Source organism: Geitlerinema sp. CS-897, assembly GCF_028368005.1.
Classification (GTDB): domain Bacteria; phylum Cyanobacteriota; class Cyanobacteriia; order Cyanobacteriales; family Geitlerinemataceae; genus Baaleninema; species Baaleninema simplex.
In genome coordinates this window covers 22,972-48,191 of record NZ_JAQNCQ010000220.1, presented here as the reverse complement: position 1 = coordinate 48,191, position 25,220 = coordinate 22,972, and the positions used below count along the sequence as shown (strand labels likewise).

At 51.9% G+C, this 25,220-nt stretch carries 26 protein-coding genes and 1 pseudogene; 16 read left to right on the top strand and 11 right to left on the bottom strand.

Features of this window, described 5'->3' with window-relative positions; genetic code table 11:
• Both POG22_RS13950 and POG22_RS13945 read left to right on the top strand, forming a co-directional pair.
• Positions 1-220 (top strand): hypothetical protein (locus POG22_RS13950; RefSeq protein ID WP_498905929.1); only part of this gene is annotated, 220 nt, incomplete at its 5' end.
• A 47-nt stretch (positions 221-267) separates the two neighbouring features.
• Positions 268-738, top strand: a pseudogene (locus POG22_RS13945) (IS1634 family transposase N-terminal domain-related protein); the annotation flags it as partial.
• 258 nt (positions 739-996) lie between these two features.
• Here POG22_RS13945 and POG22_RS13940 read toward each other — a convergent pair.
• Positions 997-2,181, bottom strand: coding sequence for an NAD(P)H-quinone oxidoreductase subunit H (locus POG22_RS13940; protein WP_498905927.1), 1,185 nt, complete (start codon positions 2,179-2,181; stop codon positions 997-999).
• 105 nt (positions 2,182-2,286) lie between these two features.
• Here POG22_RS13940 and rsmH point away from each other — a divergent pair, with 105 nt between their 5' ends.
• From rsmH to POG22_RS13925, 3 genes are all read left to right on the top strand, one after another.
• A complete protein-coding gene (gene rsmH / locus POG22_RS13935; protein WP_498905925.1) occupies positions 2,287-3,201 on the top strand; it encodes a 16S rRNA (cytosine(1402)-N(4))-methyltransferase in 915 nt (304 codons plus the stop codon).
• A 187-nt stretch (positions 3,202-3,388) separates the two neighbouring features.
• Positions 3,389-5,062, top strand: coding sequence for a SpoIIE family protein phosphatase (locus POG22_RS13930; RefSeq protein ID WP_498905923.1), 1,674 nt, complete (start codon positions 3,389-3,391; stop codon positions 5,060-5,062).
• Between the two features lie 3 nt (positions 5,063-5,065).
• Entirely contained in the window at positions 5,066-5,506 is a 441-nt protein-coding gene (locus POG22_RS13925) for an ATP-binding protein (protein WP_498905922.1), read from the top strand.
• Positions 5,507-6,093: 587 nt separating this feature from the next.
• Here POG22_RS13925 and POG22_RS13920 read toward each other — a convergent pair.
• Complete coding sequence (locus POG22_RS13920) at positions 6,094-6,921, bottom strand: PHP domain-containing protein (RefSeq protein WP_498905921.1); 828 nt, start codon at positions 6,919-6,921, stop codon at positions 6,094-6,096.
• Between the two features lie 57 nt (positions 6,922-6,978).
• Here POG22_RS13920 and purN point away from each other — a divergent pair, with 57 nt between their 5' ends.
• The 5 genes from purN to POG22_RS13895 all read left to right on the top strand — a co-directional run bounded on the left by purN (position 6,979) and on the right by POG22_RS13895 (position 9,634).
• Positions 6,979-7,617 carry a phosphoribosylglycinamide formyltransferase gene (gene purN / locus POG22_RS13915; RefSeq protein WP_498905920.1) on the top strand — a complete coding sequence of 213 codons (639 nt, stop codon included), beginning with the start codon at positions 6,979-6,981 and terminating at the stop codon, positions 7,615-7,617.
• Between the two features lie 149 nt (positions 7,618-7,766).
• Complete coding sequence (pyrE, locus tag POG22_RS13910) at positions 7,767-8,369, top strand: orotate phosphoribosyltransferase (RefSeq protein ID WP_498905918.1); 603 nt, start codon at positions 7,767-7,769, stop codon at positions 8,367-8,369.
• An 86-nt stretch (positions 8,370-8,455) separates the two neighbouring features.
• Entirely contained in the window at positions 8,456-8,584 is a 129-nt protein-coding gene (locus POG22_RS13905) for a hypothetical protein (RefSeq protein WP_281167048.1), read from the top strand.
• 322 nt (positions 8,585-8,906) lie between these two features.
• A complete protein-coding gene (locus POG22_RS13900) occupies positions 8,907-9,188 on the top strand; it encodes a type II toxin-antitoxin system HicA family toxin (protein ID WP_498905916.1) in 282 nt (93 codons plus the stop codon).
• Between the two features lie 98 nt (positions 9,189-9,286).
• Complete coding sequence (locus POG22_RS13895) at positions 9,287-9,634, top strand: type II toxin-antitoxin system HicB family antitoxin (RefSeq protein WP_017663652.1); 348 nt, start codon at positions 9,287-9,289, stop codon at positions 9,632-9,634.
• 236 nt (positions 9,635-9,870) lie between these two features.
• Here the strand turns inward: POG22_RS13895 and POG22_RS13890 are convergent, their stop codons facing one another.
• Together POG22_RS13890 and tmk are read right to left on the bottom strand one after the other, a co-directional pair.
• A complete protein-coding gene (locus POG22_RS13890; protein ID WP_498905914.1) occupies positions 9,871-10,485 on the bottom strand; it encodes a pentapeptide repeat-containing protein in 615 nt (204 codons plus the stop codon).
• The gene (gene tmk, locus POG22_RS13885) at positions 10,478-11,164 is read right to left on the bottom strand and encodes a dTMP kinase (RefSeq protein ID WP_498905912.1); all 687 of its coding nucleotides are present in this window, start codon (positions 11,162-11,164) and stop codon (positions 10,478-10,480) included. The genes POG22_RS13890 and tmk overlap by 8 nt, the downstream gene beginning before the upstream one ends.
• 130 nt (positions 11,165-11,294) lie before the next feature.
• Between tmk and POG22_RS13880 the strand changes: the two genes are divergently transcribed.
• Both POG22_RS13880 and POG22_RS13875 read left to right on the top strand, forming a co-directional pair.
• Entirely contained in the window at positions 11,295-11,846 is a 552-nt protein-coding gene (locus POG22_RS13880) for an Npun_F5560 family protein (RefSeq protein ID WP_498905910.1), read from the top strand.
• A 198-nt stretch (positions 11,847-12,044) separates the two neighbouring features.
• Positions 12,045-12,668, top strand: coding sequence for a DedA family protein (locus POG22_RS13875; protein ID WP_498905908.1), 624 nt, complete (start codon positions 12,045-12,047; stop codon positions 12,666-12,668).
• A 129-nt stretch (positions 12,669-12,797) separates the two neighbouring features.
• Here POG22_RS13875 and POG22_RS13870 read toward each other — a convergent pair whose 3' ends face one another.
• The 3 genes from POG22_RS13870 to POG22_RS13860 form a co-directional block, all read right to left on the bottom strand.
• Positions 12,798-13,211 (bottom strand): ExbD/TolR family protein, encoded by a 414-nt coding sequence (locus tag POG22_RS13870; RefSeq protein WP_498905906.1) that lies wholly within the window; start codon positions 13,209-13,211, stop codon positions 12,798-12,800.
• 32 nt (positions 13,212-13,243) lie between these two features.
• A complete protein-coding gene (locus POG22_RS13865) occupies positions 13,244-13,867 on the bottom strand; it encodes a MotA/TolQ/ExbB proton channel family protein (protein WP_498905904.1) in 624 nt (207 codons plus the stop codon).
• A 139-nt stretch (positions 13,868-14,006) separates the two neighbouring features.
• Positions 14,007-14,630, bottom strand: a complete 624-nt coding sequence (locus tag POG22_RS13860) for a TenA family protein (protein WP_498905902.1) — start codon at positions 14,628-14,630, stop codon at positions 14,007-14,009.
• A gap of 182 nt (positions 14,631-14,812) precedes the next feature.
• On the opposite strand from POG22_RS13860, the gene POG22_RS13855 reads away from it, so the two are divergent.
• Entirely contained in the window at positions 14,813-15,382 is a 570-nt protein-coding gene (locus POG22_RS13855; protein ID WP_498905900.1) for a hypothetical protein, read from the top strand.
• Here the strand turns inward: POG22_RS13855 and POG22_RS13850 are convergent.
• On the bottom strand, positions 15,368-16,372 hold the full coding sequence (locus POG22_RS13850) for a Gfo/Idh/MocA family protein (protein WP_498905898.1): 1,005 nt from the start codon (positions 16,370-16,372) through the stop codon (positions 15,368-15,370). The genes POG22_RS13855 and POG22_RS13850 overlap by 15 nt on opposite strands.
• Positions 16,373-16,473: 101 nt before the next feature.
• Between POG22_RS13850 and POG22_RS13845 the strand changes: the two genes are divergently transcribed.
• A complete protein-coding gene (locus tag POG22_RS13845; protein ID WP_498905896.1) occupies positions 16,474-17,139 on the top strand; it encodes a type IV pilin-like G/H family protein in 666 nt (221 codons plus the stop codon).
• Here the strand turns inward: POG22_RS13845 and rppB are convergent.
• Genes rppB through POG22_RS13830 form a run of 3 tightly spaced genes read right to left on the bottom strand, consistent with a single transcriptional unit; the run spans position 17,128 to position 19,685 of the window.
• A complete protein-coding gene (gene rppB / locus POG22_RS13840; protein WP_498905894.1) occupies positions 17,128-18,519 on the bottom strand; it encodes a two-component system sensor histidine kinase RppB in 1,392 nt (463 codons plus the stop codon). The two genes, POG22_RS13845 and rppB, sit on opposite strands and share 12 nt — an antisense overlap.
• On the bottom strand, positions 18,512-19,198 hold the full coding sequence (rppA, locus tag POG22_RS13835; RefSeq protein WP_498905892.1) for a two-component system response regulator RppA: 687 nt from the start codon (positions 19,196-19,198) through the stop codon (positions 18,512-18,514). The genes rppB and rppA overlap by 8 nt, the downstream gene beginning before the upstream one ends.
• A 4-nt stretch (positions 19,199-19,202) precedes the next feature.
• Positions 19,203-19,685 (bottom strand): hypothetical protein, encoded by a 483-nt coding sequence (locus tag POG22_RS13830; RefSeq protein WP_498905890.1) that lies wholly within the window; start codon positions 19,683-19,685, stop codon positions 19,203-19,205.
• A 357-nt stretch (positions 19,686-20,042) separates the two neighbouring features.
• On the opposite strand from POG22_RS13830, the gene POG22_RS13825 reads away from it, so the two are divergent.
• Together POG22_RS13825 and POG22_RS13820 are read left to right on the top strand one after the other, a co-directional pair.
• Positions 20,043-21,974, top strand: a complete 1,932-nt coding sequence (locus POG22_RS13825) for an efflux RND transporter periplasmic adaptor subunit (protein ID WP_498905888.1) — start codon at positions 20,043-20,045, stop codon at positions 21,972-21,974.
• 83 nt (positions 21,975-22,057) lie between these two features.
• Positions 22,058-25,213: an efflux RND transporter permease subunit gene (locus POG22_RS13820; RefSeq protein WP_498905886.1), complete on the top strand. Its 3,156-nt coding sequence runs from the start codon at positions 22,058-22,060 to the stop codon at positions 25,211-25,213.
• Positions 25,214-25,220: the final 7 nt, after the last annotated feature.

Below are 25,220 nucleotides of genomic sequence, written 5' to 3'. Positions count from 1 at the left end.
TTACTATGCAAGAAATCGCTTAAACCCTTACAGGGCAAGAGTTTTTGCTAAACTGTATAAAAAGTCTGCTCAAATCGCGAAATTCCTTTCCAGATATAGGCTACAAGCATTTACCCTACACACCAAGGTCGGAAGAGCCCATACTCAAAAGTCTCTCAAGCGCTTTCCGGAAGGGAAAGAGGGTGTGGAACCCACCGAACGTCGTCCTTATGTAAATTAAAGATTTTCTTAAGGTATTTGGCGAAAGAAATCCGCTACTTTCTAGTCATGTATATCGAACGAGTTCCCAATCGAAATTCCCCCCTGGCCGTTCTTCTCTGAGAATCCTATCGAGAGGGAAATAAAGTTCACAAACGAACCTTAGCTAATTTGTCAAAATTGCTCTCGGAAACGATCGAAAATTTGCGAATCGTCCTCAAAGGAGGGGTGGCCGTCGAAAACTACGGTGCAGCGTTTCAAATCCAAAGGAGTTTACCTCACGGTCACGTCTCAGCCGTCTTAGGAACCCTCAAACAACTGGAAGTTCCCGAACTCCTCAGTGCCAAAGCCTCTTGAAAGCGCTCGTCAATCATAGCGATGCTCGCAGTGAGAATTCTCGAACCGCGCTCGAAATTAACCACGGTCAGAGGATTCAACGGAGAAACTTGCTCTTCTTCGTTGAGCCATCTTCTCAGACTAGAATCGGCTGATGAAGATGAATTATATGAAGCTCTTGATTGGCTGTTAGTGCGGTCTAAATGCGAGGGAGTCAATCTGACTTTTTTCAAAATTACTCAACCGACTCCCCTACAACAGAAAGCGTTAGATTTGCTTAATATTTCCTTGTTTGTACCCAGTCACTGACCGAGCAAAAATCTGAAATCCCTTGATTAGCATAGGCTGTACCTTTTTGTCAAAGGGTAACTTCAGCCAAAATAGAGATTCTAAACACAAAAAATCTAAAAAATTACGCAGTATCACTAACAGAAACTGCGTAATTTTTTAGATGATTAAAATTTAGCGATCGACCGATCCCATAATCACGTCGATACTGCCCAAAATGGCCACGATATCCGCAACCTTAGCCCCTTTCAAAATATGAGGCAAAACCTGTAAGTTATTGAAATCAGCCGGACGAATCTTAAAGCGCCACGGGAAGACATTATCGTTCCCCATAATAAACACGCCCAGCTCGCCTTTCCCAGACTCCAAGCGGACGTAATGTTCCCCGGACGGAATTTTAAACGTCGGCGGAATCCGTTTACCCATAAACTGGTAATCGGCATCGTTCCACTGAGACTTCGGACCTTCGGCCATCCGACGCGCTTCCAAATTCTCGAACGGACCGCCGGGAAGTTGCTTGAGAGCTTGTCGGATAATCTTGACTGACTCGCGCATCTCGCGAATCCGCACCAAATAGCGAGCGAAGCAATCACCCGCCGTTTCGTAGTGAACGTCCCAATCCAGCTCGTCGTAGCACTCGTAACGATCGACTTTCCGCAAATCCCACTTCACTCCCGACGCGCGAAGCATCGGGCCCGACAGTCCCCAGTTAATGGCTTCCTCACGAGAAATAACGCCGATACCTTCAATACGGCGGCGGAAAATCGGGTTGTTGGTGATGAGTTTCTCGTACTCATCTACCTTCGGATCGAAATAATCGCAGAAATCCTCGCACTTATCGACCCAACCGTAGGGTAAATCCGCCGCGACGCCACCGATGCGGAAATAGTTGTTGTTAATCAACCGCTGACCCGTCGCCGCTTCCCAGAGGTCGTAAATCAACTCCCGTTCGCGGAAAATATAGAAAAACGGCGTTTGAGCGCCCACGTCCGCCAAAAACGGACCGAGCCAGAGCAGGTGATTGGCGATGCGGTTCAGCTCCAGCATGATGACGCGAATGTAGCTGGCGCGTTTGGGAACCTCGACCCCCGCCAGTTGCTCCGGTGCGTTGACCGTAATCGCCTCGTTAAACATTCCCGCCGCATAGTCCCAACGGCTAACATAGGGAACGAACATAACGTTCGTGCGGTTCTCGGCAATTTTCTCCATGCCTCGGTGGAGATAGCCGATAACGGGTTCGCAGTCGAGGACGTCTTCCCCGTCGAGGGTGACGATCAAGCGCAAAACGCCGTGCATTGAGGGGTGGTGCGGCCCCATGTTCAGCACCATGGGTTCAGTTCGGGTTTCGATTTTAGGCATTTCAGCTATCGGTTATCCGTTTGATGGGTGTCAAAAAAAAGCTGTTCGCTTGATGACTGAATATGTATTTTTGTTTCGCCTTCTGTACATTATAGGGAGATCGGGTTGACTGACCTAGAAATATCTACTGACACTTCAGAAAACCGAGCGCGGTTTCTTCACGTTCCGGTTCTCGAACGAGAGACGATCGCCGCCTTGGCCGTGCATCCTGGGGGACGGTATCTCGACGCCACCGTGGGGGCGGGAGGCCACGCGCGATCGATTTTAGAAGCCGCACCAGACACCCACGTGACCGCCATCGATCGCGACGACATGGCACTCGAGACGACCAAAGCGAATTTAGCCGAATACGGCGATCGCGTGACCTTTTGGCGGGGCAACTTTGCCGAATTTCCGTACGACGACGAACGCTTCGACGGAATTTTAGCCGACTTGGGGGTCAGCTCCGGCCAGCTCGATGTGGTCGAACGGGGGTTCAGCTTTCGTCACGACGCACCCCTCGACATGAGAATGGACCGCCGCCAAGATTTGACCGCCGAAGAGATAATCAACCATTGGAACGAAACCGACTTAGCCGACGTGTTTTATCACTACGGCGAAGAACGTTTGTCGCGTCGTATCGCGCGAGCGATCGTCGAACGGCGGCCGTTTTATACCACCGTAACTCTCGCCGAAGCGATCGCCCGGAGTGTCCCCCGTCGCTACCGATATGGTAGAATTCACCCGGCAACTCGCGTGTTTCAAGCGTTGAGGATTGCTGTAAACCGAGAGTTAGACAGCTTGGAAACGTGGCTCGATCGAGCGCCTCGGGCGCTGAACGTTGGGGGGCGCATCGCCGCGATCGACTTTCACAGCCTGGAAGACCGCATCGTCAAACATCGCCTTCGGAACTGTCCCGACTTAAAGGTGCTGACGAAAAAGCCCATCGTTCCGCAACCCGAAGAACGCGCCGCCAACCCTCGATCGCGTTCCGCCAAACTGCGGTTTGCCGAGCGTGTTTCCCACGAGGGGCGATCGTAAGGATATAAAGGGAATATTGCTGAAAATCGATTCGGAGAAAAACCGGGGGTAAAAAATAGGGGAAGATACGGTCGATTTCTACAAAATCCTAAGGTACGATGGCAAAGACGCGATCGCCGAATCCGGCCGCATCCTCAGCCCCACACGGAAGTCTAACCAACGAACTAGCCCGCGCACTGGAGATGGCATGAGTCGGGGAAAAGGAAAAAAACTCAAACTCTTAGTAGTTGACGACGAAACAGATAACCTAGACTTGCTCTATCGGACGTTTCGTCGGGAATTTCAAGTTTACAAAGCCGAAAGCGCCCTCGCCGCCCTACAAGTTCTCGAAGAACAGGGCGAAATGGCCATCATCATCTCTGACCAACGGATGCCGGAGATGAACGGTACCGAATTCCTCAGTAAAACGGTCGATCGCTATCCCGACACGATTCGCATCCTGTTGACGGGATACACCGACGTCGAAGACCTCGTCGAAGCGATCAACTCCGGGCAAGTCTTCAAATACATCACCAAACCCTGGAACCCCGAAGAACTGAAAGCCGTCGTCCAGCAGGCATCAGAAACCTACAAAGTCGTCAAACAGCGCACCAACGAACTCAACCGCATCCTACGCCGCGAGTCCTTGCTCAACGCCATCATGACGGTGGTGCGCGAGTCTCTCGACTACGAAAGTATGCTGGCCACCATCGTCGAAACCGTGGGGCGCAACTTCGAGGCCACGGGAGCGAAACTCTATCCCGTCGAAGGAAGCAAACTTCGCAGTTCCGGATCTGTCTCCTACAGCTCCAACGACTCCGACGAACTCGACGTTTCCCCCTACGACGAAGTCTTAGTCAAAACCGCCGTCGAACAACGGGAAAGTCAGCTCGTTCAAAACGAAGAGTCCAACACGACTCACCTCGTCGTTCCCTTGGTGTACCAACAGGATAGCCTCGCCGTCCTCGCCCTATACCAAAGCGGAAGCGATACCCAATGGGCGCCAGAAGAGGTCAAGCTGATCGAACTGGTAGCCGAACAAGCAGCACTGGCGCTCTCCCAAGCCCGCCTGTACCAGCGCACCCAAGAACAGGCGCAGAAAATGCTGGCCGAACTGGACGTGGCGCGACAAATTCAGTCGAACCTGCTGCGTCAGAGTTTGCCCGAAACCGATACTGAAAAAGTACAAGCCTGTTGCTATCCCGCTCGGGGCGTCGGCGGCGACTTCTTCGAGGTCTACGTTCACCCGCAAGGGGATTTTTGGTTAGCCTTGGGAGACGTTTCGGGGAAAGGGGTTCCCGCCGCCTTGTTTATGGCCAGTGCCATGTCCGTGCTGCGCCGAGAACTGTCCCAGGACAACCCCCCCAATCCGGCTGAGGTCATGCAAAACCTTAACAGCAGCCTGTCCGACGACCTAATTAGCAACAACTGCTTTATTACTATGGTTTTGGCGCGGTATACCCCGTCGACGAGACAGTTAGTGTACGCCAACGCCGGCCATATTTACCCCCTCATTTGGGCGCATCGAACAGTTGTCGAACAGGTGCAACGAGGCGAGGAGGTTACAGTCGAACCGAATTTCGTGAAAACGCGGGGGATTCCACTCGGAATTTTGCCCGTCTGGAAAGCTAAAGATGATTCGGTAACGTTGAATCCCGGCGATGTCTTTTTACTGACGAGTGACGGGATCACTGAAGCCAGCGTGACGCAAGTTGATAGTAACGGACAAGAAACCACGACGATGCTCCAACAAGAAGGACTTTGGACACTCCTCCATCAAGAGGGTTCTCCCATCGATCTCTCTCATTTACTCGATCGCGTTCGAGGTAACACCCAAGAGCAGGAAGACGACCAAACCATTCTCTCTCTGGAGGTTCTGTAATCCATGAAGACGGAATTACACATTCCTAGCGAACTGAGGTTTTTAAACATCGTCGAGAACTGGCTCCTGGGGTGTTTGGAAATGGACTTGGGCGAAAGTATGGACTGGCCGCGGCAGTCGAATCGCTTGCGCCTGGTTCTCGCAGAAGCCTTTTCTAACGTCGTCCGCCACGCCCATCGCGATCGCCCTCACCTTCCGGTTCTGGTACGCCTCGAACTTAAGGAAGAGGATATCTGTTTGGAAGTCTGGGATTACGGGCGGGGATACAACCTCGACGAATATATGGCACCGACGCCGGAAGCGATGCAAGAAGGCGGCTACGGTTGGTTGATCATGAACCGCTTGATGGATCGCGTCGAGTACAGTTTGCAGGTGGATATGGAAGGCCGCAACTGTCTGAAGCTAGAAGCCAACCTCGTCGATAAAAGTAAGGTCAAATCTTGATACTCATCGGGCTATAGCCGCGATAATTCTCGGGCTATAGAGGAGCCGGAGTTTAACCACTTCCCTGTGGAAAGCCTAGCCTCTCGCCAAGCCTCCCAGGTGTATCCCACTTCAGTTTTTGTCGGGTCTATCCCCAACGCACCCAGCCACGAAAGTGCTACGCACTGCTTCCGCGAACGGCGCTCCACACCAGGAATAAATTTCAATTCTCTGGCTTCGTTAAAGGAGAGTCATCCCTCTGTTGTCAAATTGGGGCCAGATAATATTTTAAAACTGAAGTTCTCTGTTCGGTTTATCGAGCCTTCGGTCTTCAATTGGGAGGTTTAAGACTACTAAATTTCGTGAGCCGCAGTCGATCGATTTAAATTTTTTTGTTTTCAGCACGCTTGAGAATAGCCGATCGATCCGCGATCGGCAGCAACAAAAATATGCCAAACGGCTTGTCTGGTGTATTTTTTGCCGATATTCTCCAGGTCCAAACGTTGATGTCACCCGTTTCTATGCTACTCGATCGCACTCAATTGTCTGAAAATTGAGGAGTTGCCTCGATAAAAATGCTATAAAATCAACCTGAAATTAACCTGAAATTAATTTAATTTTAAGTTTCGAGCCGCTCGTTGGAGGGGAGAGAGAAGCGAGAGAGAAACGTTTAAGCTGTTGAGAGGATAGTCGTTTTGACCCGATACTTTCGGACCATGATAGTCGCTTCCTCCGGTGGCGAGTAAATTGTAGCGATCGCACAGTTCCAGCAAACACCGACATTGAGACGCCCGGTGATGGGGATGGTAGACTTCGATTCCCATCAATCCCGCCTCGACGAGTTCGGGTAACACAGTTTCCACGCCGCCGCCGCGAAACAGGTAGGGATGCGCCCACACGGGAACGCCGCCACACTTGCGTAACAGTTCGATGCCCTCGGCTGCGGTAAATTTCGGATACGCGACATAAGCGGGTTTGTCGTCCCCGAGAAAGCGATCGAAGGCTTCTTCAAGCGATCGCACGTATCCCGCCTCTACCATAGCTCTGGCTATGTGGGGGCGACTCGGGGCGACCCCTTCCCCCAACTGGGGTAACGTCACGGGATAGCCCATTTTTTCTAAATTCTCGGCGATTTTCCGCGCCCGCCACCAACGACCCTGAAGGCGATCGCGCAACGGACTTTTCAGAAGCTCGCGATCGGGATAAAATCCCAGAACGTGCAAGGAGCGATCGCAGTGAACCGTACTCAATTCCACACCGGGAACGATTTGTAAGTCGTGCGATCGCGCCGCCTCTCGGGCTTCGTCCCACCCCGAGAGGGTATCGTGATCGGTAATCGCCAAGGCTTTTACCCCAGCCAACACCGCCGCCTCTACCAGTTGCGCGGGGGTCAGGGTTCCGTCAGAATAAGTCGTGTGACAGTGAAGTTCGAGCATCGTGCGCCTTTAAACCGTTCGATCGCATCGTCCACTTCTACTTTAAGGGAGCCAGCCGTGGAGCAAACAACGCCGAGTATCATTTCCCCCGATATTCCCGCAGACGCCCAAAAACAAGTTTCGACGTTGAAACTAGGCGTTCTCGCGTCGGGTAGCGGTACGAACTTCGAGGCGTTAGTGCAAGCGATCGCAGATGGAAAACTGCGGGCGGAAATTCCCGTTCTCATCTATAACAAACCTGGTGCGGCGGTGGCGGCTCGCGCCCAACGGTGGGGAATTCCCGCGATATTAATCGACCATCGCAAATATCAAAGTCGCGAAGCCTTCGATTTCGACATCGCTCAAACCATGAGTCAGTACGGGGTCGAATGGGTCGTTATGGCGGGATGGATGCGCCGCATTACCGAGATATTACTCGATCGCTATCCAGATCGCGTCATTAACATTCATCCGAGTTTGCTTCCCAGTTTTCCGGGGTTACACGCCGTCGAACAAGCCCTGAAATCCGGCGTCAAAATCACCGGATGCACGGTTCACATCGCCCGTTTGACTGTCGATAGCGGTCCGATTCTCATTCAAGCGGCGGTTCCGATTCTCCCCAACGATACCCCCGAAACCCTACACGCGAGAATCCAAGTTCAAGAACACGAGATTTTCCCTCGAGGAATTCAAATTGCGGCGATGCAAGCGGGATGAGAAGAGGGGGAAAGGGGGAGAATGTTCTCTGTTAACTGTCTTCACTGGCGACTGGTGACTGGTGACTGGTGACTGAAACTCTGTTCCCCATTCCCTGTTCCCCGTAACGGTAAAGTATATCTTTGGCAATTCAAGATCGATATTTCTAGATGGCTATTTCTCAACCCTCGACCCTCGCGACGGCAGATTTAGACGCCGTCAAACAGCATTTGCTGCATTTGCTGGCGACGTTGGCGTATCGCGAAGGAGATTTCGTTCTGTCTTCAGGACAGAAAAGTTCCTATTACATCAACGGGAAGTTGGTGACGCTGCACCCGGAAGGGGCGCTTTGTGTGGGACGCTTGTTACTGTCGATGCTGGCTGAAGATACGCAAGCCGTGGCGGGATTGACCCTCGGTGCCGATCCGATCGTGTCGGCGGTGAGCGTGGTTTCGGCGATCGAGGGGCGATCGATCCCGGCGTTTATCGTGCGGAAGGAAGCCAAAGGCCACGGAACTCGCGCCTATATTGAAGGGCCGCCGTTGGACGTTGGCGCAAAGGTGGTCGTCCTCGAAGATGTAGTGACGACGGGACAGTCGGCGATGAAGGCGGTGACGCGGCTGCGCGATGCGGGATATCAGGTCGATCGCGTCATTTCGTTGGTCGATCGCCAACAAGGTGGGGCGGAGTTTTACCGGGAACAGGGGTTAGAGTTCGAGGCGATGTTTACGATCGCGGAAATTCAAGAATATCTTAAGACGGTTTCGGTCTGAGATCGGGGATTTTGGGGATCGCGATTTTGGTGAAAGGGACTCTGCTGGAGTAGGATCGATCGAATAGACTCACCAGTGAGGCCGTTATGAGCGATCGTAAACCTCCCACAGAGCCGAAAACCACCGTTTTCGACATCGATCCCGTGACGTTTTTCTTTATCGTTGTCGGGGCTTTCGTCGTTCCCGTGATTTTGGCAGGCTTTGTCTTCCACTAATCGACGTGCGATCGCCTCGATATTTTTCGATTCAAAAACCTTTACTAAATCCGAAAGACTATATCTAAAAAATCGAAGCTTTTCTATCGGGCGATCGACTTTTAATATTTAAAATTGCAGCAATACTTAGCAACATTCAACGATTCGCGTGGGGTTGCCCCGTTGAAACTCTCTGAATCGGAGTTTCTATCCAGATCTTCGGCATCTTGAAGAGGCTGGGGATCTGATATGAAATTTTATAGAATTTTTCGACAAACTGTTTAAGGTCGATCGATATCAAAATACGATATCATAATAAAGAACGTTCGACAGAAGATTGTGAATGTGCGATAAGCTTAAAAGTAAGCAGCGCAGAACCCTAGAAGATATTTTTGTTTCTCCCGTTCGTTCCGATATTTCATGGAACGATGTGGAAAATCTTCTAAGAGCGTTGGGAGCAGATATTCGCGAAGGGCGTGGCTCGCGCGTAAGGTGCGTACTGGGCGAAGTAAGAGCAGTTTTTCATAAGCCTCATCCTAAACCTGTCGTTAATAAACCCACAGTCAAAGACTTAAAAAGGTTTTTAACCAACGCAGGATTCGAGCCAGACAACCTTAATTGTTAAAACGTTCTTACTGCAAATCTTCTCAAATAATTGAAGTTTTAACTCCAGAAAAACAAGTTCAAATTGGGCGAATAAACCAGTAGTCTTACAGGAGCAATATGTTTAAGTACAAAGGCTATACTGGCAACGTAGAAATTGATATCGAAAGCAAATTTCTTCACGGACGTATCCTCGACATCAAAGATGTTGTGACGTTTGAGGGTTCTACAGTTGAAGAACTCGAAAAGGCGTTTCAAGACTCTGTAGATGATTACCTCGAGCTGTGTGAGGAACTCGGAGAAGAGCCGGATAAGCCTTTTTCAGGTAATTTCCCATTTCGGACAACCCCCGAACTCCATCACCAGATCTTTCTCGCATCTAAAAAAGCAGGTAAAAGTATGAATGCCTGGATGGAAGAGGTTTTGCTGAAAGCCATAGAACAAAACAATAGACGAACGGCGAACTGACTTGGGAGTTTAACAGAATCGAACGAGTCACTTGCTTGAATTTTCATCGAATGCCACTTCGGGTGCATCTCACTTTTGCAAAAACATGAGTCTTGGGTAGGTTGGGTTTCGCTATCGCTCTACCCAACCGCCGCTCGAGCGATTACGAAAGCTCGTATCCGATGAATTTACATTTTTGAGATGCACCCGACAAAAACGGCAAAAAATATCACGACTAAAATTAAGAAAATCGCAATTTAGGCGTCGTCTTCTTCAGCTTCAAACAACTCCGGTTTGCCTTTCAAATATCGTAAATTTGCGCCATTTAAATTCGCACCTGACAAGTCAGCGTTTTTCAAATGTGTCCAGCGCAAATCGACCCCGCTGAGGTTGGCGTCGCGAAAATTGACAGCGAATAAATAGGCCGCATTGAGATCGGCTTCTCGTAAATTCGCCCCTTGAAAATTGGCAGAATAGAGATGGGCTTGCACTAATTCCGCCCGGTACAGCGTCGCTTCTTGTAAATCCGCTTCGTTGAGGTGGGCGCGGTGTAAAATGGCTTCGCTGAGGCTGGCGCGTCGAAGTTGGGCGTGGGACAAATTCGCCCCTCGCAAGTTGGCTTCTCGCAAGTTCGCTCCGATGAGGTTCGCACCTTCTAGGTTAGCGTCGGCGAGGTTCGCCCCCCGCAAATCTGCCCCGATGAGGTTGGCGTGGCTGAGATCGGAACCCGCTAAGTCGAAATTGCTGAGATCGGCGGCGATGAGGTGAGCGTCGCTCAAATCGAGTGCGATCGCTCCTCCCCGTCCGTTTTTTGAATTCGTCCATCTGGCTGCACCGTTTTCCACCATCGCCAGATGTATTGCGTTAGCCATTGTCCCCAGTGTCTCGTGTCCAAGTTGGCGGGAGTTCGAGTCCCGATAATTTTAAGGATAAACGTTCGGTCAAGATTTGTTGAACTTTCTTTTCGACCTCGTCGGGCGATCGCCTTCCGTCGATGCGGACGATACGGTGGGGGTATTGTTGGGCGAGTGCGGCGTAACCTTGACGAACCCGACGATGAAAATCTAGGGCTTCTCGTTCGAGGCGGTTGGCTTCTCCCCGTTTGCGAGCGCGATCGAGTCCGATTTCCGGTTCGACATCCAACCACAGGGTCAAATCCGGTTCCAAGCCTCCCGTAGCGATGTGGTTGAGGCGATCGATGAGTTCTCGATTCAATTGTCGCCCGTATCCCTGATAGGCGACCGTCGAGTCTGTATAGCGATCGCACAGGACGATCGCCCCGCTGGCCAGTTGCGGTTTAATAGACCGTTCTACGTGCTGGGCGCGATCGGCGGCGTACAGCAACAGTTCCGCGCGATCGCCGATGGGTTCCCCCTCGCGCACTTCTAACAGTACCGTTCGCAACTGTCGTCCGAGTTCCGTTCCCCCCGGTTCCCGCGTCACCACCACCGAACCCCGAACGCGCGATCGCAGCCAGTCGCAAGTTCGCTGTAACTGAGTGGTTTTCCCACACCCTTCAATTCCTTCAAAAACGACGAACGAACCTGTCATAGGTGAATCTTGGCTGAGATTTGCTACGAAACGTTGACCGAGCGATCGGGCGATCGAGGCAGATGCTAGATTAACATTCAGTAGAAACGAAAACGAACTCTTCTGTCATTTTGCCTAGGAGGTAGCTTTGGTGAACCCGACTGAATCCCTCAATCCGCACGAGTTGCGAGCCGAAGTCGCACGACTGCAAGAAGAGGTGAAAATGCGCGATCGACTGGTTCAACAGCTTTCTCAAGAGCTGTTTCGTTTGGTCAAAGGTAACGCCAACCAAACCTCCAGCGCCGCACCCTCATCGCAGTATCGAGAACAAATGCAACTGCTGCGCCAACAACTGGCGGAAGTCGAACAACAAGTCGAGTTTTACCAATCGCAAATCGCCGATCGCGATCGCGAGCTGTTTCAACAGCGTCAAACGGCGCAAGAACTCACCGATCGCGCCCGGATGCTCGAACAAGTGGTTCAGGAACTTCCCGAAGTCTACAAACAGAAGTTCGCCGAACGTCTCAAACCCATTCAAGAGCGCGTCGAAGCCCTCCAGCGCGAAAACCGCCAACTCCACGCCGAACTCCAAAGCGTCAGCTATCGCCTCGCCAAACGTACTCGCCGCGAGTCTGGAAACCTCGATCTTCCCAGTTTCGAGCCTTCCGACGATCGAGCCTCACTTCCCTCGTTTAGCAGTTAGATGAGGAGATGAGAGAACAGTCACCAGTCACCAGTCACCAGTCACCAGTCACCAGTCACCAGTCACCAGTGGAGACAGTTGACAGTTTCTTCCTTGTCCCCTTGTCTCCCCCTCTCCCCCTCTCACCGGCTCCCTCCGGGGCGCAGATCTGTCAAAATGTAAAGATGATAGGCAGATCGAAGACAGATCGAGGCTTGAATGTCTGAGGTAATTTCTCTAGAGAATATTGAAGAAATCGCCCGTCAGTATGGATATTGGGCGGTTTTTTTAGGGATTTCGTTAGAAAACGCAGGAGTTCCCCTTCCTGGCGAAACGATTACCCTCGTCGGCGGTTTTCTCGCCGGAGAGGGTGAGTTAGATTATTGGTTCGTCCTCTTGTGTGCTATAGGAGGCGCGATCCTGGGCGATAATTTCGGCTATTGGATTGGGAAATGGGGCGGATGGCCGCTGCTGTTGCGAGTCGGACGGTTGTTCCGCATCTCTGAGGCGCGATTGAAGAACGTTCGAGAAGAATTCAGTCAAAACGCTGCTAAAGCCGTCTTTCTCGGGCGGTTTATCGCGCTGCTGCGTATTTTCGCCGGTCCGCTGGCGGGAATTGCTGAAATGCCCTACGGTAAGTTTTTTCTCTGCAATGCGGCCGGAGCGACGGTTTGGGCGTCAGCGATGGTGAGTTTATCTTACTTTATCGGGCGAATCGTTCCGCTCGAAACGCTGGTGTCGAGTGTGGCGCAGTTCGGCGTGGCGGCGTTACTGTTAACGATGGTGGCGATCGTCGTTCCTCGGGTGTTGGAATCGGCGAATCCGTTGAAGGCGGAAGATTGAAGGTTTCGCTCGATCGGTTAGAAAAAGTTTTGTTGGTTCGGTTGACGCTAGGTTCCCCAACACTCCAAACAGGCTATTGAACTCGAGCGAGAACCCCGGTATCTTCAAGATGCTGGGGTTTTTTGAAGGTTACGGGCGATCGCGATCCTCGGTTAGAACGGCGAGTTGAATTCCCTGGATTTGGCGCAGTTCGTCGAGGACTTCGATAAAACGTCCGTGGGAAACGGCCGTATCTGCATTCACGGCTACGATGGAAATATTCTCGTTTTCCATGCGCTGGCGAACTCGAGCTTGTAATTGCGATAGGGCGATCGCCTCTTCTCCGAGAAAAACCGTGCTGTCCTCGGTAATTGTGACGACCAAACGAGTTTTTTGCTGCGATTCTGCCGTTTCAGCGGACGGCAAATTGACTGAAAGCCCTTCGGTTTGCGTGAGATACAAACTCGAAATGACGAAAAACGTCAAAATCGCTAAAATCACATCGATCGCAGAAACGATATTAATTTGAGGCGGAATATCGGGATCGTCATCGGAAAAATTCATAGAAGTTCGTCCAAAATTTTCGTGACAAAATATTAGTGATACAGTCGATGTTTGCGGCGATGAATTAACTCGAGGCGTCCGCCGTACTCGCGAATCAAGGCAGTTTGACGGCGGTAGAACCCGCGAAAGGTATTGGAAAACAGCAACGTCACGATCGCCACGACCAAGCCCAACACCGTCGAAGATAGCGCCTCGCTAATTCCTCCCGTGACGCCGATCGCATCGCTTTGTCCGATATCGCCGAGCGTCAGGGAAGAAAACGACGCCATCAATCCCAAAACAGTTCCCAACAATCCTAACAACGGCGACACGGCCACGATCGAATCTAACGCAGTCGAAAACCGGCGCAAGGTCGGAAGTTCGGATTGAGCCGCACTTTCTAAAGCCAGACGAAACTCTTCCGGGGTCGGTTCTTGGAGTTCCAAGGCTTCGAGAAAAATACGGGGAACGGGTAAATCAGTCTGTTTCTGTAACAGTTTTATCGCCGCATCTTCGTTAGTTTGCAACAACCGCAGTGCTTTTTGAATGACGGCATCTTGTCGTCGCCACACCCGAAACCAAAAATAACTGCGCTCGCCGATCAGCGTCAGCGACAACACTGAAAATAACAAGAGGGGAATCGCTACAATTCCCGCCGAAGCAATTAAATTTCCCATACTGGTAAATTTCCCATCTTCAAAAATTTCGTTCTTTTTTCCCTCCTCTCTCCCTTTCTCCTATTCTCCCCCTCCAGAGCCCCGGCATCTTACAGATTCTGGGGCTCTTACACACTCTTCACTCTTCCCTCTCCCCTCTTCACTGAGATCGCCACGCCGACTCGAAAAATTCTAACTCGCACTGCATGGCGTAGCGATAGGTTTGGTGCAGGGCTGGGGTATCGGTGGCGTAGCGCTCGACTAAGGCTTCTAACTGCTTCGCCAACGGCTCGAACTCGTCGCTGCTGTAGGTGCGAATCCATTCAGAATATCGATGGTCGGGTATGCCGTCTCGTGCCAGTTCCCGCCCCAAAAAGAAGTACAGTCGCATACAGGGAGACATGGCTGCGGCGGTAGTGCCGACGTCAGCACTCCAAGCCGTCGCGCTGAGGAAATCGATATAACGGCGCGTCGCGAGACTCGGTTCGATCGCCTCTAAATCGACGCCCCACTCTTTCGCGTACTCTCGATGCAACGCCATCTCGTCTAACACGCCCTCCACGAGATGGTGAAACGTTTGAAACCCTTCCCAATCGGGAGATCTCGCAGCGGCGACGCTGTAGGCGCGGGCGAAGGCTTTGAGGAAAAAGGCATCTTGTCCGGTGTAGGTGGCGAACTTGTCTGGGGGGAGCGTTCCGGTGGCTAAACCGCGAACGAAAGGACAATCGAGACAGGCTCGGGCGAGGTCGAGATTGGCATTCCAAAGCAGATCGGATAAGGTCATGGTTGAGAGGCGATCGCAGCGTCACAAACGAGGCGAACCCCAATCGGTTCCTGATGGCGCGAGGTTCGGCAGAATACTTAATGTAGCATTCCTTCAAAACCCTTTCCCAATGGTGTTGTCGGTGGAACTTCGCCAAACCCGTTGACAGGGCTTTCCCAGAAAAACGACAATTCGAGTGCAGGGTGGCGATCGAATCGAGCGACGACATTGAGGTCAATAGCGTGATTACTTGTAAAGCGATCGACGTTCGGAAATTGGTCGAGGCAGACGAACCCCGTTTCATCGTCACGGTGAACGACATTCTGATGGCGGTAACCGATCGCCGTAAAATTTCACAAGACTTTCCGTGGGCCGTGCAGATTTGGGGGGAAGAGTTGCCCGAACTCGACTATCGTAGCGATCGCTGTTTGGTGACGTGCAGCCAAAAAATCCCAGCCCCTCTCGGCCACGCTTACGGAAACGCGGCGATCGATACCTGTAAAGCCTTTCTCGACGAGTTCGGCATCGAGAGCATCCCCGAAATCTTTAACTTTATCGCCAGTATCGGCCGCAACAGCAGCTTCTACACGGACGAACTGCGATCGCGCTACCCCGTTCTCTCCTCTCAACCTCCCCTCGAGTTGCGAAAATATCTGGTTCGAGCTTACGAACAAGGACAAGTCTGGCAAGACAAACCATCTCCCATTTCCCCAGACGAACCCTGGAAATGTCAGCTTCCAACGGAATTGGAACGGGCGCTATCGACCGCTTGAGTCGAGGGCGATCGCCCCTCCCGTTTCGGCGGCTCGCCGCACTGCATCGGCGATTTTTAAGGTATAGACGCTGTCTTCGGGGGCGACGTACAGGGGTTTGTTGTCGATGAGGCGATCGAGTACCATTTGCGTGTCTCGGGCGAAAGCGCCCCGTTGCGACGGGATTTCGATGGGCGCGATCTCGTCCCCGCACGTCAGTTGACCGCGTCCGTTTTCCAACACCAGCGTACCGCCCTCGCCGCACGCTTCCCATACGCGGGTCGTGTGGGAAAAGCGATCGCCTTTGGCGTACAGGACATCGGCGAAGACACCGCTGGTAAATTCGAGTCGAGCGTTGCACAGACAAGCCGTGTAATAACCTGGTTCGTCGCCGTCCCAAAACCGTGCCCGGCCGCTAACAGAGGAGACTCGGCCGAAACAAGAGGTCAAACGGTGCAAGCGAGATAACGCACCGACGAGCGGAAATCCAAACAGCTCGCGATGGTACGTCCAGTGTGGCGAAGCCGGACGTTTGGCCTTGATGGTGGCATAACGGACGTAGGAGACGGGTTCGACTCGGGGAAGGTGTTCGACAAACGCTTGGTGAAACCCTCCCAAGAGTTCGATATGTTCGACGTGGAGGAGTTTTCCGGTTTGGCGGGAGCGTTCGAGTAGGGTTTCGGCTTCGGTGGGATCGAGAGAGAGGGGATATTCGGCGACGACGTGCTTTCCGCGATCGAAGGCCGCCCGAGCGAGGGTTCCGCGATCGCGGTTGATGCTGCTGAGAAATACGACGTCGATATCGTCGCGATCGATTAACGCGTGCCAGGTGTCGAGACAGTCGGCATCGTAGCGACGGGCGAACTCGCGGCTTTGTTGGGGATCGTACCCGACGACGGCTTTCAGTTGCGCTCGGCGATCGCGTTGCAGGGCTTCAGCCCGTAAGGTGGCGACGAAACCCGTTCCGATGAGTCCGACGGCGAGAGGGGAAGTCGGGTCGTGAGTTGACATGGAATTGAAACGAGAAAGCCAAAGAAATTGCGTATACTGGATGTCGTCTCGTCGAGCGTCCTCGGCGATCGCGATTTCAACATCATTCAAACAACAGCACCATGTCTCCAAACTTGGCGAAACCGAAATTTTGGCTGGCTTCGACGGCAACTCTCCTCTTCGCTGCGGGATGCTCGGGAACGCAAGGAGGCTCGGACTGGGCGGGAACTTGGGAAATTCAAGATCCCCAAACTCAGGATAGCGTGACCATCGTTTTGACGGAAGACGGCAAAGCTTACGTCAACTCTCCGTTAGCTTCTACAGATACGCCGGAATATCTCGAACTGCCGATCGCTCGCGTGTCGGACGAGTCGGCACTTCCCGAAAACGCCCGCGTGGTGACGCTCGAGGAAGCGATGGCTCAGTCGATGGACGCTGCCCGCGAAAGTGAAGGTCAAACTTATGTCGGGGCGTTGGCGAGGGCGCAACAGGCGTATTATTTAGAAAACGAACGCTTTGCCGAGTCGCTCGAAGAGTTGCAACTCGGATTGCAGTCGGAAACGGAAAATTATCAGTACGCGATCGCTTCGGTAGAAAACGACGCGGCGTACATGACGGCGACGGCGAAACAGGACGATTTGAAGAGTTTTTCGTCGTTGGTGTACGTCGAGGACGGTGGCACGCAAATGTTGCTGTGCGGTACGGACGACGCGTCGAAAACGGCTCCAGAACGACCGGAAATGACCGATTCGGGAGCGACTTGTGCTTCGGGTTCGTCACCCCAGTAAGGATGTTCTGCGATCGCGATTTTTGGGTAGGCGAACGGTAAACGTACTACCGCGATCGCGTTGGCTGTGTAGGTCGATTTTACCACCGTGGGTTTCGACGATGGCTCGGGCGATGGACAATCCCAACCCCGAGCCGCTTGTTTTTCGAGATTGATGGCGATCGACGCGGTAGAAGCGATCGAAAATATGCTGTTGGTCTTCGGCAGAAATGCCAATTCCCGTGTCTCGAATCTGCACGATCGCCTCGCTCGAAGTCGAGTCGAGATCGACGATGACGCAGCCGCCCGACGGGGTATAGCGCACGGCGTTACTGGCAATATTATAAATCGCTCGATAGAGTTGTGCTTCGCGACCGGCCACCTCGAGTTTGGGTACGGCGGTCGATTTTATCTCTAAATTGACGTTTGCTTTTGAGGCTAAGGTAACTAATTCTTGTGCGAGGTCTTCTAATATATCGTTTAAGTAAAAACGCTGAAGTTTGGTCGTATCCTGTTTGCGATCGAGACGTGCCAAGTAAAGTAAATCTGTGACCAGTTTAGCTAAGCGATCGTTCTGTCTTAAAATCGTGCGGAGCGAGGTTTTAAACTCCGATTTCTCAGTGTTTTGTTGTCGCAACAACGTTTCGACTTGCGTGTGAACCACGGCCAGCGGCGTTCTCAATTCGTGGGCGGCATCTTCGGTAAACTGCTGCATTTTTTGATAGGAGCGATAGACAGGCTGTAACGCGAAAGACGCTAACCACCAACTCGCCGCACCTAATGCAACTGAAGCAGTGACGAAAAAACCGATTAAACTCCATCGAATCGTTCGTAATTCGAGATCGGTCTCTCGCCAACTTTTTCCAACAATTAAATACCCCCAATTTTCCCCCGTTCGAGTATGAAGTAAAATAGAGTGGTATTCGTAGCGAGTTCCTGCCTCATCGCTCAATATTTTATGAGCGTTTTCCAAGTTTTCGATGTTTGAAATTCGAGTTTCTAGATCGGACGAGGAAATCGAACCAGCGGTGGCGATCGGTTTTCCCGATAAATCGAGTAAGAAAATCGAATAATTCTCTCGCCAAACTGGACCGACGGCGTGAAACTCTGGGCGATCGATCTTCAGATAACAAGATTGTTCGATCGAGCAAAGATTGGGAACCAAGGCTGCCATTTCTGGCTCTAAGGTACTCGGTTTTTGGAGAATGACTTCAAAGCTGTCGTGTAAGCTGGTAAGAACTGAATCGATCTCGCGATCGAACGCCAAACTTCGAGAATAAAAAATGTACTCGTAAACGGCGACTCCAGAGACGAGTAAAATTGTTTCGACAATGGCGATATATAAAAGTGTCAAGCGAAATCTCGTTTTGCCGAAAACTCGATTCGATCGCCGTTTAAACATTAAAGCGATACCCCAACCCGTAAATCGTCTCGATAGGAAGTTCGAGTCGATGTCCTTCGAGTTTGCGTCTTAGCAACCGCATTTGTGCGGCGACGACGTTACTTCCCGGTTCGGCTTCTCGCTCCCAAACCTGTTCCATCAACTGTTCTCGAGATATCAAAAGATTGGGGTGGCGCATAAAATATTCGAGAAGCTGAAATTCTTTTCTCGTTAGCGCAACACTGAAAATTTCGGGCTGTTTTGTATTGGCGATCGTGTAATTCCGGTAATCCAAAATCCAACTGTCCACTTGCAGAGGTCGAGGAGAAAACTGAGGCGATCGCCGTTGCAACGCACGCAATCGCGCCAACAGTTCCGACAAACTAAACGGCTTCACTAAATAATCGTCTGCTCCCGCATCTAATCCCGCCACTTTATCAGCATCCGTGTCTTTAACGGTCAACATAATTACGGGTAGAGAACGTCCAGACTGGCGGAGTTTTCGACAGAGTTCGAGTCCCGAGAGTCCCGGCAAATTCCAATCTAAAATCGCCAAGACGTACTGCGTGATGCGATCGTCTAAATAGTCCCACGCCGTCGTTCCGTCTTCGACCCAATCGACGATATACGCTTCTTGTGATAGCGCTTGTTTTATCGATAATCCTAGGTCTGGCTCGTCCTCAACCAGTAAAATTCGCATGGCTTTAGTAGGTATGAATTCGAGCGTTTCCGATGGAAATATCCCGATTGGAGTCTGCGGTGCGAACAGACACAGGATAAAGCCAAACTCGTCCTTGTCGCAATCGCGTTTTAACACCGCGAAGATGGATATCGAGGGCGGCGTTGGGGGTAACAGGTTCGGAAAAGGCGACGGTCACGCGGCGATCGGACATTGTTACGTTGGCGTCAACAGAATTGCCATTTTCATCGACGACAGAAACGCCTCGTTCGATTGAAACGCGTCGGGGAAGCTCGATCGCCACTTGCGAAATGCTAGAACCGTGAACGTGAAGGGTCAAAATGTTCGTCGTCAAACCGGCGTTCATTAACTGACTGGTGTTGTGGCGTGCCGTCGCGTTATATAAATGGGACGTGTATCCGTCAGCTCGAGCGATCGTAGGACTCTGTAAGAAGAATAGTGTCGCGGCGATCGCGAGGGATTTTACAGGGAATAAAGCGTTTTTCATATCGGCTGTTTCTGGCTTGAAATCATCGATATTTCAAGGATGACAGCCAAAATTAAAATTTTGATGAAATTTGCAAAACTCGGGGGTTCTCGGCGCAATTTGCCGCAGTAAAAGGTGCGTGACAGAGCGATCGGTCTCACGATCGACACCCGATTTTTCAAGTCACGCACCCTACGGGACTCACCCTTGTTTGTGGGCGGTGTACATGGGCGGTGCGTGACAGAGCGATCGGTCTCACGATCGACACCCGATTTTTCAAGTCACGCACCCTACGGGACTTTGTCTGCGAAAATTTTCACTTTTTTTTGATTTTTGCGTGGGAGCCTGAGATCGGTACTCCACAGGGGCGACCTGACCATGGTAGGAAACGCACTCAAACCCATCCTTTGGCTGAAAATCGCGATCGCGTTGGTGCTGTGGCTGGAGGTTCCAGCGAAGGCCGGCCCGGGACACGGCCACGGAAACGACTTTGGCTCGAGCGAATCGAACGAGTTACGAGAGGTCGAAGTCGAACCCGACGCGATCGATCGCTTGGGAATTCGCGTCGAAACCCTCACCTCACGACTGATGGACGTGGGAATCACCGTCACCGGGGAAATCGAAGCCACCCCAGACGCACGGGTCGAAGTGACTTCTCCCGTGGCGGGGACGCTGGTTCAGCTTTTGGTCGAGCCAGGGGAAACGGTGGTGCGAGGGGAACCCTTGGCGGTGTTGTCGAGTCCCGAACTGGCCGGACTCGCCGTCGACGCACAACGCCAGCAAGCCGAAGCCGAGGCGAACGTCCTCGAAGCGCAAGCCAACTTACAACTGGCGCGAGATAACTACCAACGTCAGTTGCAAATTACAGAAGCCGACATCGCCAGCGCGCGATCGCAACTCGAAACCGCACAGTCTCGCTACGATCGCGATCGCCAACTCGTCGAAAGCGGCGGCGTTCTGAGCGTGGCGCAGGAAAATTACAAGCGCCAGCAAGACATCGCCGAAGCCGAGATCGATCGCGCCGAAACTGAAGTCGCCGTGGCGCGAGAACAGTATGAGAAAGATGTGGAACTCGTCGAAGCCGGTGCGATTCCCCGACGACAAATGCTCGAGTCTCGCGCGCGTCTGGCCGCCGCCGAAGCCGATTTGTCCGCTGCGGTGAGCCGTCGAGAGGTTCTCACCGCTCAGTCGAACGTCCGACAAGCCGAAGTCGATTTACCGGTGCGGGATTTACGGGAGTCTGAAGACTTGCTGGCGCAGGCGCGATCGCGGTTAACCCAAGCCGAACAGCGTCGGGAACTCGGAGAAGCACAAGCGGAAATCGATCGCGCTGAAGCGGCTTTAGAGGTAGCTCGCGCTCGTTTGGACTTGAGCGACGATACCTATGCGGCGCGGTTGCGACAACTCGGTGCGACGGCCAATCCCGACGGAACGGTGACGATCGCCGCTCCGATTGCGGGAACGGTCAGTGCGCGGACGGCCACGTTGGGACAGTCTGTCGATGCGGCGGGAGCGCCTTTAATGCAAATCGTCAACAGCGATCGCGTTTGGGTGCGAGCTGATGTCTATGTGCGAGATTTACCTCAAATTCAACGCGATCGCACCGTTTTAGTCCGGGTTCGCGATGTCGGCGATCGACTGTTTCGAGGTCGCGTGGCGCAAATCGATCCCGTGGTGGAAGGAGAACAGCGCGTTCCGGTACGTGCGGAGATCGACAGGACTGGGGACGTGCTGAAACCGGGAATGTTTGCAGAGGTCGAAATCGTCACCGATCGCACGGCGCAACCGGTTCTCGCGATTCCCACCACGGCGATCGTCGAGGTCGACGAGCGTTCGATCGTTTACGTCCGAGAGGATCGCGGCTTCAAACCGGTTGAGGTGGAGTTAGGACGTGCGTTCGGGGAAATGGTGGAAGTCGAACGCGGCTTAGCCGACGGCGATCGCATCGTCACTCAAGGCGGGGTGTTGCTGTACGCGCAGTCGTTGCGAGGGGGAGGTGACGCACACGGCGAAGACGAACACGGCGAAGACGAACACGGCGAAGACGAACACGGCGAAGACGAACACGGCGAGGAAGAACACGAACACTCTAACGCACGATCGAGAACTGCATTGAGTTGGGCGATCGTTCCGGTTCTTGGCGGTGTGGCTGGGGGGGGATTTTGGTTTTTGCGGCGACGGAGAAACCTCCCGTTTCCCGAACTTTTAAAATCCGTGCGATCTCGGGTGACTTCATTCTCAACCACGGTTGAAGAATCTACCCCAGAACGAGACAGTTCGGCGAAGCGTTCTTCGATCGATTCAGATTGACGAATCGCCCTCTTCGATCGTCTCGACTGAAAAAACTTAGATTGAGTTTCGTTTCTCAACTCAAGCTACCTCGATAAATTACCATGATAGATAGCATTTTAAAATGGTCGATCGCTCAACGTTGGATCGTCGTCATCGCTGCCATTCTCGTTACGATTTGGGGCTTCTTCACCGTCTCGAGAATGCCCCTCGATGTCTTTCCCAACTTCGCCCCGCCTCAAGTCGATATTCAAACTGAAGCCCCCGGACTCGCCCCCGAAGAAGTCGAATCTCTCGTCAGCTTTCCCATCGAAAGTGCGATTAACGGAACCCCCGGCGTCGATGTGGTGCGATCGAAGTCCGGCGTGGGAATTTCTTCGATTAGCGTTCTCTTTAAATGGGGAACTGATGTCTACCAGGCTCGTCAGTCGATCTCCGAGCGATTGCAACAGGTGGCGAACGAACTTCCCGAAGGCGTTCAAACACCACAAATGGCGCCGCTTTCTTCTCCTATCGGCACGATTTTATCCTATGCGTTGACGATTAAAGAGGGCGGAACGACCACTTTAATGGACGTTCGAGCTTGGGTCGATCTCGATATCCAAAACCGCTTGCTCGCCGTTCCTGGCGTCACGCAAATCGTGTCTTACGGGGGCGATCGCCGTCAGTATCAAGTCTTAGTCAGTCCGGCGAAACTCAAAGCCTTTGACATTACACTCTCAGAGGTGGTTCGCGCGGCTCGAGAATCGAACGTCAACGCTGGCGGTGGTTTTTTAATTCAACCCGATCGCGAATATTTAATTCGAGGGATCGGACGGATTGAAACCCTGGAGGACTTAGAAAAAACGGTCGTTACCGCACGGGATGGCGTTCCAGTTCTGTTAAAAGATGTCGCTGAAATTACCATCGGTGCAGAACTCAAACGGGGCGATGCGAGTGTCGATGGTGACGAGGCGATCGTCGTTTTAATTAACAAGCAACCCCTCGCCGATACGCCAACTGTCACCGAAGCCGTCGAAGCTGCGATGGCGGACGTTCGAGCGGGACTTCCTGAAGATGTAGAGGTTTTCGTCACGTTTCGCCAAGCGGATTTTATCGAAGAATCGATTGAAAGTGTAACCGGTGCGTTGCGCGATGGAATTATTATCGTTTCGATTGTTTTACTTCTCTTTTTAATGAACTGGCGCACGGCGATTATGGCGCTCAGTGCGATTCCACTGTCGTTACTGATTGGCTTGACCATTTTGCAGGCGTTCGGTCAAGGAATTAATACTATGACGTTAGGCGGATTGGCGGTTGCGATCGGATCGGTGGTAGACGATGCGATCGTAGATATGGAAAATTCTTATCGACGCTTGCGCGAAAATCAATTGGATGGAACGCCAGTTTCACCGCTAAAAGTAGTGTATAAAGCTTCTAAAGAAGTGCGCGTGAGCGTCCTTTTTTCGACGTTTATTATTGCGACGATCTTCGCACCTATTTTTTCATTGACGGGTGTAGAAGGGCGGATTTTTGCTCCGATGGGAATGGCGTATTTACTATCGATTTTTGCTTCGACCTTTGTGGCATTGACCCTCTCGCCAGCATTGTCGGCGATTCTATTATCTCGTCACAAACTCCCGAAAGACGATACTTGGATCGCACGTCAATCTCGTGATAAATACCGTCAAATTTTGCAAGTTTCGCTATGGCGTCCGAATCACGTTCTGCTAGGAACTATTTCAGCATTTTTTGCTTCGATTTTTATATTTTTTATGTTGGGTCGCGTGTTTTTGCCGGAGTTTCAGGAGCGTTATTTGGTGAATACGATGACGCTCTATCCGACGGTGTCTTTAGAAACAACCAATCGTGCGGGTGCAGCGATTCAAGAGATGTTAAAAGACGATCCCTATTTTGACTCGATACAATTGCGATCGGGACGAGCTTCGGGAGATTTAGAAGCCATTGGCGTGAGCGGGGGTCACGTTGACGTGAAACTGTCCGATTTGGGAATGAAACATCGAGAAAAAGCGATCGCTCGCTTGCGAGACGAGTTTTCTAAGTTACCTGGCGTCGTGGCGGGAATTGGTGGATTTATTTCTCACCGCATCGATGAAATTTTATCGGGAGTTCGTAGTGCGATCGCGATTAAAATCTTCGGTTCGGATCTCGACGTACTTCGAGACCTTGGAACGCAAGTCCGAGATGTCACGAGTGAGGTTTCGGGAATTGTCGATTTACAAATCGAACCGCAAGTGTCGGTCAAACAAATTCAAATTGAATTCGATCGCGAGGCGATCTCTCGCTACGGACTCACCATCGACGAACTGGCGAACACCGTCGAAGTGGCGTTTAACGGACAGGTGGTTTCTCAAGTTTTGGAAGGACAGCAATTGTTCGATTTGCTGGTATGGCTTCCCGAACGCGATCGCAGCAATATGACAACCATTCAAAATCTGCTTATCGATACTCCCGACGGACGCAAAATTCCGTTATCGCAGGTTGCAGACGTTAAATTTGGTGAAGGACCCAACGTGATTAACCGAGAAAGCGTCTCTCGTCGTTTGATTGTTTCGGCGAACGTCAGCGATCGCGATTTGGGAAGTGTCGTCCGAGAACTTAAATCGGCAATTTCTCAAGAGGTCGAGTTACCCGACGGGTACTTTATCGAATACGGCGGACAGTTTGAATCCGAACAGCGAGCGTCGCAAAACTTGCTGTTTTTTGGAAGTGTGTCTTTAGCTGTCATTATCGTGTTGATGTATTTCGCCGTGAAATCGATTCCCGCAACGATCGCGATCGCTCTCAATTTACCGTTGGCGTTGACGGGAGGAATTTTTTCAGTGGCGATCGGTGGTGGCGTTCTCTCAGTGGCGTCGATGGTAGGATTTATTACGTTGTTTGGGGTGGCGACTCGAAACGGGTTACTTTTGGTTGAAAATTACCATCAAAAAATTCGCGAAGGATTTCCACTCGATCGCGCAATTTTTGAAGGGTCGATCGAGCGATCGACTGCTATTTTAATGACGGCGTTAACTTCCGCCTTGGGAATGTTACCGCTCGTTCTCAGTTCCGGTTCGGGACAAGAAATTTTACAACCTCTCGCGGTGGTCGTATTTGGAGGGTTGTTTACCTCAACTGCGTTGACGCTATTAGTTTTACCTGCCCTTTATATTCGATTGGGTCGTTGGCTGGTTCCGCAGTTCGACGCCAAATCGGGAGCCAACGGAACGGGGAATTTAACGTCTCGTCCATCGGCGCCTCTCAATTTCGTAGAATGACCCCTCC